Source organism: Acinetobacter sp. AL9, from assembly GCF_041464035.1.
Taxonomy (GTDB): Bacteria; Pseudomonadota; Gammaproteobacteria; order Pseudomonadales; family Moraxellaceae; genus Acinetobacter; species Acinetobacter towneri.
In genome coordinates this window covers 39,077-49,615 of sequence record NZ_JAYFSK010000016.1, presented here as the reverse complement: position 1 = coordinate 49,615, position 10,539 = coordinate 39,077, and the positions used below count along the sequence as shown (strand labels likewise).

Sequence of the window (10,539 nt, the reverse complement as noted above, 5' to 3'; positions counted from 1 at the left end):
GTCATGAGAAAGCCCATATAAATGGGTAATGTACAAGTTGCTGTAGAAGCATGTTTAATTCGTCTGATCACAGATACTTTATAAAGTATTTTAATACTTTTTTGAATCCGTCAATGCGTAAGTCCTAAATTGGTTAAATGAACATGATATTTCCCGTGAAAAGTTTAAATTGAGCGATAATTTTTATTATGGCGCTAATGGTTTGGTCTTTGTCTATCCGTTGTATGAATTAGCATCTTATGCAGAAGGTATGCCTGAGTTGATTCTGCCTTACTATGCGACGGAAAAATTAATTAAGCCTGAATATTTGCCAAGTTTGCCGCAGTATCCTCGCCAATAAAATTGCACAAAAATACGCAGAGATTGCTGTAATAAGGTGCAGCCGTGAATCGGGTTACTGTATTTTTTAACCCGAAGCGCTTACACTATAGCCAGTTTTTTTCTTATTCCAAGATTGGCTATGATTGACCCGAAATTACTCAGAAATAATATTGAGGCTGTAAATTTAGCCTTGGCAAAACGTGGTGTGCAATTAGATGTGGCAGAGTGGGCAGCACTTGAAGCACGTCGTAAAGAATTGCAATCTAAAACCGAAGCATTACAGGCAGAGCGTAATTCGGGCGCAAAACAAGTCGGTCAGATTAAAAAAGCAGGTGGTGATGCTTCTGAAATTATGGCTCGCATGGCTGCTATTGGCGATGAAATCAAAGCCGCTGAAGTGGCTTTGGCAGAGTTACAAGATGAGTTAGAAGCTAAATCATTGTCTATTCCAAACTTGCCAGATGAGTCTGTGCCTGAAGGTAAAGATGAAGCTGATAATGTGGAAGTATTGAAATGGGGCACACCACGCCAGTTTGATTTTGAAATTAAAGATCATACCGACCTTGGCGAAATGATGGGTGGTTTGGAATTTGAAACTGCAACCAAATTAACAGGTTCTCGTTTTAGCGTTCTGAAAGGGCCATTGGCGCGTTTACAACGTGCGATTACACAGTTCATGTTAGATACGCATACTGTTCAAAATGGTTATACCGAAGCGTATGTACCGTATTTGGTCAATGCAGATTCATTGCGTGGTACTGGTCAGCTGCCTAAATTTGAAGAAGATTTGTTCAAGCTACAAGGTGAAAAAGAATACTATCTAATTCCAACTGCCGAAGTTCCAGTAACCAACTTTGTGCGTGATGAAATCATTGATCCTGAACGCTTGCCATTAAAATATGCCGCTCATACCCCTTGTTTCCGCAGCGAAGCAGGTTCTTATGGTCGCGATACTCGTGGTTTAATCCGCCAACACCAATTTGATAAAGTCGAAATGGTGCAGATTGTAAAACCAGAAACCTCAATGCAGGCTTTAGAAGAATTGACTGGACATGCAGAAGGTATTTTGCAGGCACTTGGTTTACCGTACCGTAAAATTATTCTATGTGGTGGCGATATGGGCTTTGGCGCAACCAAAACCTATGACTTAGAAGTTTGGGTGCCAAGTCAAAACACTTACCGTGAAATTTCATCATGCTCAAACATGGGGGATTTCCAAGCGCGTCGTATGAAAGCACGCTACCGTGCCGACCAAAAGAAAACTGAATTTGTGCATACATTAAACGGTTCAGGTTTGGCGGTAGGACGTACTTTATTGGCTGTTATGGAAAACTATCAACGTGCCGATGGTTCGATTGAAATTCCTGCAGTATTACGTCCGTACATGGGCGGTTTAGAGTTTATTGACTAAGTTGAGTGCAGGTCGACTTAGGATGAAATTGCTTACAATCAGATTTAAATATTGAGGTTTAGTGTGGATATTTTTCCAATCTCGTTAAAGTTGCAGCAGCAACCTTGTCTGATTGTGGGCGGTGGGCATATTGCTTATCGCAAAGCGGTGTTACTGGCTAAAGCGGGCGCAAAAGTTGATGTGCTTGCCCCTGAAATTGATGTCAATTTATTGCAACTGGTGCAACAAAGTCAGGGGCAGTATGTGCAAGATGTTTTTAGTCCATCTACTGCGTTACGTCACTATCGTTTGGTGATTGCTGCAACGGATAACAATTTGGTCAATCAGCAAGTTTTTGCAGCTTGCGAAGCCGAAAATGTGCTGGTCAATAGTGTTGATGATCCACCACATTGCCGTTTTATGGTGCCTGCCATCATTGACCGTTCGCCTTTGGTGATTTCAGTCGCGAGTAATGGCACATCGCCTGTATTGTCACGTCAAATTCGTACACAACTGGAAAGTACCATTCCGCATGGTATGGGCAAACTGGCAGAGTTTTCAGGTCAGTGGCGTGCCGCAGTAAAACAGAAAATTGTAAATCCAGATGAGCGCCGTATTTTTTGGGAGGAGCTATATGCCAGTCCTCTTAAAGAACAGGTGTTCAACGACAATCTTGACGCTGCAAACCAAAGTATCCAACAGGCTTTAGCGGAATGGCAAACACCGAAAGGCGAGGTGTATTTGGTTGGTGCAGGGCCAGGTGATCCTGAGTTACTGACCTTAAAAGCCTTGCGTTTAATGCAGCAAGCCGATGTGGTGATTTATGATCGTTTGGTGTCTGCACCTATTTTAGAATTGTGTCGCCGTGATGCCGAAAAAGTCTATGTCGGAAAAGCACGTTCTAACCATGCTGTACCGCAAGAAGGCATCAATGCATTATTGGTGAAATATGCACAAGCAGGTAAGCGAGTTTGCCGTTTAAAAGGTGGCGATCCGTTTATTTTTGGGCGTGGCGGTGAAGAAATTCAAGAATTGTATGAAGCAGGTGTGTCATTTCAGGTCGTACCGGGCATCACCGCAGCCTCGGGCTGTTCGGCTTATGCAGGCATTCCACTGACTCATCGAGATTATGCGCAAAGTGTGCGTTTCCTTACTGGGCATTTAAAAGAAGGTTCGCCTGAATTGCCGTGGTCAGAATTGGTGTATGAACACCAGACTTTGGTGCTGTATATGGGCTTGGTTGGCTTAGAAAGCATTTGTGAAAAACTGATTGCACATGGACAACGGGCGGATATGCCTGTCGCCTTAATTTCTAAAGGCACGACCCCTGAACAAAAAGTGGTGGTGGGGACGTTGGCGGATATTGCCAGTAAAGTCGCACAGCACCACATTCAGGCGCCTACCTTGACCATTATTGGTGAAGTGGTCAATTTACGTGAACAGTTGAAATGGTAATGAATCTCCCCCAACCCCTCTTTTAAAAAGAGGGGAGTTCCTACATTTTCTAAAGGGAGCTGGGGAGGGATTGTGAAAAGTAGAGAAAATTTGTGATCCACGTTGTTTTATATGAGCCTGAAATTCCAGCCAATACAGGAAATATCATTCGTTTGTGTGCCAATACAGGTGCGCAATTACATTTGATTAAGCCATTAGGTTTTGAGTTGGATGATAAAAAGCTGAAACGTGCAGGTTTAGATTATCACGAATGGGCACGTATGCAAATTTGGGACAATCTTGAGCAATGCTTGGCTAATTTAGACAGCAAAGGCGTGGGGTTGGATGCGATTTATCCATTAACCACCAAAGGTACAGAAACACCACATACTTCGGATTTAAACCGACCTGTTGCCTTGTTGATGGGGCCTGAAACACGTGGTTTGCCAGAAGCAGTACGCATGTTGTTTCCGCAGCAGCACTGGATTCGTTTACCCATGGCAGAAAACTCACGCAGTTTAAACTTGTCTAATGCAACGGCTGTGATTGTGTATGAGGCATGGCGTCAGCAAGGTTTTAAAGCATTGCTCTAATTTGAGCATCAATTCATTTCAAATTTAATGCGATCTTTAGCATCAATGCGTACAATTGATAGATAAAAAGCTGAGACAAAACTGTACTCAGCTTTTTTGTTTTCGCTATTTTGCTGATTTAACGCTGCAATCCATTTGAGGCATAAGAAAAGGCGCATAAAGCGCCTGATCTTAAAGTTGTGATGCTATTTGTCTTAGCGATCATCAAACTCATTGTGCTGCGGAGCAGGGTGTTTAAAGCCTTTGGTTTTATAACCGAGGTATAAAACCCCAAACATTGCCCACCATAAGCCATACTTCAATGAAGTTTCATCGACTTCGAGCCATAAAGCAAAGACTGCAATAAAGCCGCACAACGGTACGATCACAAAATTGAGAAGGTCTTTAAAGCCTTTGGTACGACCATCACGTAGCGCGTAACGTGAAATCACCGATAAATTCACAAAGCTAAATGCGGTGAGGGCACCAAAACTGATTAATGAAATGACAAAATCCAAGTCCATAAAACCAGCAGTTAACGCTACAGCACCTACAATTAAAATATTGTATGAAGGTGTATAGCTGCGTGGGCTGATATGACCAAAGATTTTTTTGTTGATCACGCCATCACGACCCATCACGTACATTAAACGCGATACGCCCGCATGAGCCGAAATACCCGATGCCATTACCGTTACAATAGCAAAGGCAAGCACATATGACTGGAACAACGAGCCGCCGACCAAGAGCAGAATTTCTGGCTGTGTTTCAGCAATATTTTTAAAGTAGCTGCCTGGTTCATTCGGGAAGAAAATCTGCATGAAATAGGTGCTGACAATAAAAATCACACCCGCAATTAGCGCAGTTAAGAACATTGCTTTCGGTAAGGTTTTTTCAGTGTCTTTGGTTTCTTCTGCAAGCGAGCTGAGTGAGTCAAAACCTGTAAATGAAAAGCAGAGTAGGGTTGCACCTGTAATCAATGCGCCTACCGAAGTCAGTTCATTCCAGAAAGGTTCTAAGCTCCATAACTGATAGCGTTGCTCGGCAGTAATTGGACCATCGGCATTGAAGCCTGCCTGAAGTTTGGTGTACATCATCCATGTAAATACGCCAATGACCACCAACTGTACCAAAACGATCATACTGTTAAAGTTGGCGACAAAACGCGCGCCACGCAAGTTGACACCCGTCATAAATGCCGTGAGTACCACCACCCAAATCCAGTGATTCACATCAGGGAATAAGGCTTCCAGATAAATCACCGCCAAGATGATGTTGACCATTGGCGAGAGTAAATAATCTAGCCAAGATGACCAACCCACCATAAAACCAACGTTGGGGTGAATCGATTTTTGTGCATAGGTATACGCCGACCCAGAAGAAGGATAACGACGAATCATGTGACCATAACTTAAAGAAGTTAAAAGAATGGCAACCAGTGCAAAAATATAAGATGTGGGTACGTGAAAATGACTTTCTTCCGATACTAAGCCGAAAGTGTCGAATAACGTCATCGGTTGAATGTAGGCTAAACCAATAATAATAATGTGCCAGAGTCCTAGCGTTTTTTGCAGTTTAGCTGCCGATTGAGTCCCAGAGATATTTGTCAACGGCGTTATCCTCTTAATCGTTGATCAAGGATCAGTCATGTTTGTTCAGGATTGTTTGAGACGAACAATCCCCCCTACATAAAAAGTAAAAACGCGCCAATCTACTCCATAATGACGCGCTTTGTCAGTATCTTTGCTTTCTTTTTTAGCAGAAAAAACGCCATATTGATGAAAAAACATCAGACGCAGCAGTCTACCAATGAAAAGCCCGATGTTTAGAAAAACATCAGGCTAGATTTTCGGCTATGTTCGCCTATTTTGTAGGAATTACCAAGCCTTTTTTAAGATGGCTTTGAGTTCTTCTAAATTGGCTTCTTTCGGGTTGTAAATAATCGAACCATCGTTCAGGGCTTTTTCAGCGACTTCATCTAATTGTGCTTCGCTGACTTTACCAGTTTCTTGTAAAGTGCGTGGCAATTTGGTCAGTGCATATAAGCGGTCACGAATGGCTAAGAGTGTCGCAACGGTTTTATCGGCACGTAAATGTGCAGGGGTTTGCGCATAGACGTCTGCGCCTGCCAACGGTAATAGCAGCTCGGCAATTTTATCGGCATTGACGTCTTTGTTGTATTCCAACACGTATGGCAAGAATAAATTCATGCACAGTCCATGTGGCAAATGTGCCACAGCACCCAACGCATGACCTAGGGAATGCACTAAACCAACCATGGAATTTGAAAATGCAATGCCCGCCATAGTCGATGCTTGTGCCAGTTCCAAACGGCCTTGTTCATCGCTTGGGTTGTCTAATACATTGAACAGGTTATTGCTGATTTTTTTAATTGCTGCAGTAGCATAAGCATCAGAAATTGGGTTGGCTGCCATGCAACTATAAGCTTCAATGGCGTGCGTCATGGCATCCATAGCCGTCATTGCCGTTAAATGTGGTGGCAAAGTTTGCGTCATACGTGAGTCTAAAATGGCTGCATGTGGCATTAAGTAATACGATGCAAATGGCATTTTGACGTTCTTTTCGGTGTCGGATACCACCGCAACCATAGTCACTTCTGAACCTGTGCCTGATGTGGTTGGAATCACAAAAAAAGGTTTCAGTGGGCGTGGTAAGTTATGCGCACCTGAATATTGCAATAAGTCATCACCGCCCTCGCTGACTAAAATATTGGTGGCTTTAGAAGTGTCAATGACTGAACCGCCACCCACCGCGATAATGGCATCACAGTTATTTTCACGGTACAACTGTGCCGCACGACGCACTGTTGCCACACTTGAATCTTGCGGGACATCATCAAAAACATAGCCAATCACGGCATCGGTAGATTCAAAAGCCGCTTCAATCGGTGCAAGCAAATTGTTGGAACGCACACCTTTGTCGGTAATGATCATTGGACGCTGCGAACCGAGTGTCGCCAATTCAAACGGAATATGTTCAAGCGCGGCATGACCTGCAATGACTTTGACTGGGCAAAAAAATTCGTAATAAGGCTTCGCCATGTTATGCACTCCGTTTGAAATAAGATTGGGTAACTTTTAGATAGATATTGGCTGCACCTGATAGTTTTTCTTTTAAGCTGAGTTCAGTCGGATATTGTTTTACCGCCAGTTCTGCCAGTAATTTAGGCAAGATCAGTGCTTCCATTTTATTCAGGCAACGTACCAAGCGAATTGCATAAGACACATCACCATCGGCAATCATGCGGTCATGCGCAAAGGCCTGTGCGGTACTTTCCTGAAATGAAAACACTAAAAATGCATGATTTAAGTGTTTGAAGGTAATGGTTAAATCGGGTTTTTGTGCCGTATTCTGTAACAGTTCTAATTGATGATCTGCAGTGACTTTGGCAACAAAGGCTGGACCATTCGGAAAAACTTTCATAGACAACACAAAGTTGCTGGGAAATTTGGCAACTTCTTGTTTAATTTCTTCATCGACCTGACTTGCCATGACTAAACCTCTGCCAATCACATCCATCATGAGTTTGACATAGGCCAGTTGCAAAGCGGGTTTCACAGATTTAGTTGAAATCACGCGCTGAATCCCTGTGTTATAAATCATTATTTAGAGTAAATACTCTATTTTATTTCTTATTGAAAAGAAAGCCATTTATACGTGAATGACTTGAACGTCATTAAAGTAACCGCTGTTTTGTAAAGTTTCAATGATATCTGCGCAGAAGTTTTCAAAATGTGGATAGTCATTGACTAAATCCATCACACGTACCATTTCCAAACCTGCATAGCCGCAAGGGTTGATACTTTGAAAACCAGTCAAGTCACAATCAATATTGAGGGCTAAACCGTGATAACTACGGCCTTTACGAATTTTAAAACCAAGTGAGCCAATTTTCCGTTCATTGACATATACCCCCGGTGCATCGGCTTTGGCATAGGCTTCAATGCCGTATTTTTTAAGCAGCTCAATCATCAAGTTTTCAGCATAAGATACCAAAGTACGGACATTCCAGCCTAAACGGTTCAGGTCAAACATGAAGTAGGCGACCAATTGGCCTGGGCCATGCCATGTGACTTGACCACCACGATCAGTCTGTACCACAGGAATATCTGTCGCCATTAAAATATGTTCGGCTTTGCCTGCTTGCCCTTGGGTCAGTACATTCGGATGTTGCAAAATCCAGAGTTGGTCAGGGCTGTCTGCATCACGTTGTTCAGTCCAGTCTTTCATTTCCTGAAAGCGAGCTTGATAGTCAGTCAGGTCATGATATTGACGAATAATCAGGTTTGGCCGTTGTGCAGTATCCACAGTGATGCAGTCCTATCCATAAAAGCAAGAAATTGATTTTATTATACGAAAATGTGGCGGCTGTAGGGGATTTGTGGATTGAATAAGATTTTGGCAGCGCAGAAACAAAAAACACGCCCGAAAGCGTGTTATTTGAAAATCAATCTACAAAATTACAATGCAGTTTTAATCAGTGGGCAAGCTGCCAAATCTGCATAAATGGCATGCACTTGTTCCAATTCTTCAAAACGCAATTGTGCTGTAATTGAATGATACTTGCCTGTGCGTGATGGGGTAATGCTGATGCTTTGTGCATCAAACTCAGGGAAGTGCTTCACTAAAATTTCAAGCACAGCAATACGCAGTTCATCACCCGCGTCACCAATGAGTTTAATTGGGTAATCCATTGGAAACACCCAAAGATGCTCTTGTAGTTCACGAGATGGGGTACGGTTGAATAACGTCATAAGCGTGTGTCTCTATCTCTATATCAAACGCCTGCATAGGGCAGGCGTTTTTTGTCTTGTTGAATAAATGAGGCTGAATTTAAAAATTTCAATAGCTCATTTATGCAGCAATCTTAGTCATTTTCCAAGAACGAGCGTAAGTGTTCAGAACGAGAAGGGTGACGAAGTTTACGTAAGGCTTTGGCTTCAATCTGACGGATACGTTCACGGGTCACATCAAACTGCTTCCCAACTTCTTCCAAAGTATGATCGGTTGGCATATCAATACCAAAACGCATTTTCAGAACTTTGGCTTCACGTTCAGTCAAGTTTTCAAGCACTTCACGGGTCGCTTCTTTTAAGCCTTCAGAGGTTGCCGCATCAACAGGTGAGGTGATGTTGCTGTCCTCAATGAAGTCACCCAAATGTGAATCTTCATCATCACCAATTGGCGTTTCCATAGAAATCGGCTCTTTGGCAATTTTCAGAACTTTACGAACTTTAACTTCATCCATTTCCAAGCGTTCGCCTAATTCTTCTGGAGTCGGTTCACGACCCATTTCCTGAAGCAATTGACGCGATACACGGTTGATCTTGTTAATGGTTTCGATCATGTGTACTGGAATACGAATGGTACGCGCTTGGTCGGCAATAGAACGAGTAATCGCCTGACGAATCCACCATGTTGCATAAGTCGAGAACTTATAACCACGACGGTATTCGAACTTGTCTACCGCTTTCATCAAGCCGATGTTACCTTCCTGAATCAAGTCTAGGAATTGTAAACCACGGTTGGTGTATTTTTTTGCAATCGAAATAACCAGACGCAAGTTGGCTTCAACCATTTCTTTTTTCGCACGACGGGCTTTGGCTTCGCCTACTGCCATACGCTTAGAAATTTCTTTGATGCCTTTAACATCTAAGCCTAACTCTTTTTCAATGTCGGCAATTTTTTGTTGGAACGCCAAAATATCTGGACGTACTTTTTCCAAATAGCCTTTTTGGTCGGCAGGTGCTTTGGCAATGTGCTCGTCTAACCAAGCAAAGTTAGATTCCTGACCTGGGAATGAGGTACGGAATTGAGTACGATCCATACGACCACGACGCACCGCATAACGCATCACTTCACGTTCAGCAGTACGAATTTGTTCATGTGTACCACGAATCATTTCCGAAATAATATCGAATAAACGTGGCGTAAATTTAAACATCATGAATACAGTCGCTAAAGCTTCTAAAGCCTCTTGAGCTTCGGCACTTTCACGACCATGTTTTTCAATGGCAGCAATTTTTGCAAGATAAGCCTGTTCCAATTCACCAAAACGCATTCTTGCAATTTCTGGGTCTGGACCTGAATCTGCTTCAGATTCTTCTTCGGCTTCAGCTTCTTCTTCCTCATCGTCATCATCAAGTTTGACGTCTTTGGTTGGTTTGTTGCTGGTGTCTTCTTCTTTGTCTAAATCGGCTTCGTCTTCTAAAACTTCTGGAATTTCTTCATCGGTTTCAGGGTCTAAATAACCTGATAAAATATCGGCAAGGCGACGTTCGCCTGCTTCATAATCTTTATATTCTTGCAGTACCACTTGCACTGCGTTTGGCCAGTAGGCAATCGAGTGAAGTACATCGCGAATCCCTTCTTCAATACGTTTCGCAATGCTAATTTCACCTTCACGCGTTAACAGCTCAACCGTACCCATTTCACGCATATACATACGCACAGGGTCTGTGGTGCGACCAGGCTCATTTTCTACAGAGGCAAGTACCGCTGCAGCTTCTTCTTCAGCAACTTCGTCGGCAGCTTCCGCATTATCCTCGAACATTGCATCATCAGATTCAGGCGCACGTTCATGCACAGGAATACCGACGTCTTGAAGCATTTGAATAATGTCTTCAATCTGCTCGCTTTCTGTGATTGAGTCCGGGAGATGATCGTTAACCTCAGCGTAAGTTAGGTAACCTTGCTCTTTGCCTCGGCTAATCAGAGCCGCTACTTGCGAAGTAGGGGAATTCATATCGCTCATCTTTGCTTACTCTTCGTTGAATCTGTGGCAGTGAAAAACCGTGCATG

Annotated in this window: 9 protein-coding genes and 1 pseudogene; 4 read left to right on the top strand and 6 right to left on the bottom strand. The window is 43.0% G+C overall.

All coding sequences use genetic code 11. The annotated features are described in order from the left end of the window. Positions 1–127: 127 nt before the first annotated feature. The 4 genes and pseudogenes from ACEO2X_RS05945 to ACEO2X_RS05930 all read left to right on the top strand — a co-directional run. Positions 128–340: pseudogene (locus tag ACEO2X_RS05945) on the top strand (RsiV family protein); the annotation flags it as partial. Positions 341–460: 120 nt separating this feature from the next. After that, positions 461–1,732 carry a serine--tRNA ligase gene (serS, locus tag ACEO2X_RS05940; protein WP_104853137.1) on the top strand — a complete coding sequence of 424 codons (1,272 nt, stop codon included), beginning with the start codon at positions 461–463 and terminating at the stop codon, positions 1,730–1,732. A 63-nt stretch (positions 1,733–1,795) separates the two neighbouring features. Then, on the top strand, positions 1,796–3,166 hold the full coding sequence (cysG, locus tag ACEO2X_RS05935; RefSeq protein ID WP_131260688.1) for a siroheme synthase CysG: 1,371 nt from the start codon (positions 1,796–1,798) through the stop codon (positions 3,164–3,166). Between the two features lie 92 nt (positions 3,167–3,258). Next, positions 3,259–3,738, top strand: a complete 480-nt coding sequence (locus ACEO2X_RS05930) for a tRNA (cytidine(34)-2'-O)-methyltransferase (RefSeq protein WP_136144597.1) — start codon at positions 3,259–3,261, stop codon at positions 3,736–3,738. Positions 3,739–3,932: 194 nt separating this feature from the next. Here the strand turns inward: ACEO2X_RS05930 and ACEO2X_RS05925 are convergent, their stop codons facing one another. The 6 genes from ACEO2X_RS05925 to rpoD form a co-directional block, all read right to left on the bottom strand. Continuing rightward, positions 3,933–5,327, bottom strand: a complete 1,395-nt coding sequence (locus ACEO2X_RS05925) for an APC family permease (RefSeq protein WP_178866175.1) — start codon at positions 5,325–5,327, stop codon at positions 3,933–3,935. A gap of 267 nt (positions 5,328–5,594) precedes the next feature. Next, positions 5,595–6,779: an iron-containing alcohol dehydrogenase gene (locus tag ACEO2X_RS05920; RefSeq protein ID WP_371971220.1), complete on the bottom strand. Its 1,185-nt coding sequence runs from the start codon at positions 6,777–6,779 to the stop codon at positions 5,595–5,597. Between the two features lies 1 nt (position 6,780). Further along, a complete protein-coding gene (locus tag ACEO2X_RS05915) occupies positions 6,781–7,314 on the bottom strand; it encodes a hypothetical protein (protein WP_371971218.1) in 534 nt (177 codons plus the stop codon). A gap of 75 nt (positions 7,315–7,389) precedes the next feature. After that, complete coding sequence (gene lipB, locus ACEO2X_RS05910) at positions 7,390–8,046, bottom strand: lipoyl(octanoyl) transferase LipB (RefSeq protein ID WP_004972253.1); 657 nt, start codon at positions 8,044–8,046, stop codon at positions 7,390–7,392. A gap of 152 nt (positions 8,047–8,198) precedes the next feature. Then, complete coding sequence (locus ACEO2X_RS05905; protein ID WP_004972250.1) at positions 8,199–8,492, bottom strand: YbeD family protein; 294 nt, start codon at positions 8,490–8,492, stop codon at positions 8,199–8,201. A gap of 113 nt (positions 8,493–8,605) precedes the next feature. Further along, positions 8,606–10,492: an RNA polymerase sigma factor RpoD gene (gene rpoD, locus ACEO2X_RS05900; RefSeq protein WP_004972247.1), complete on the bottom strand. Its 1,887-nt coding sequence runs from the start codon at positions 10,490–10,492 to the stop codon at positions 8,606–8,608. Between the last annotated feature and the right edge of the window lie 47 nt (positions 10,493–10,539).

Bases quoted from the DNA above. Each gene is read 5' to 3' on its own strand.
- ACEO2X_RS05905 (WP_004972250.1), bottom strand. From the start codon at position 8,492: ATGACGTTATTCAACCGTACCCCATCTCGTGAACTACAAGAGCATCTT.
- ACEO2X_RS05920 (WP_371971220.1), bottom strand. From the start codon at position 6,779: ATGGCGAAGCCTTATTACGAATTTTTTTGCCCAGTCAAAGTCATTGCA.
- rpoD (WP_004972247.1), bottom strand. From the start codon at position 10,492: ATGAGCGATATGAATTCCCCTACTTCGCAAGTAGCGGCTCTGATTAGC.
- serS (WP_104853137.1), top strand. From the start codon at position 461: ATGATTGACCCGAAATTACTCAGAAATAATATTGAGGCTGTAAATTTA.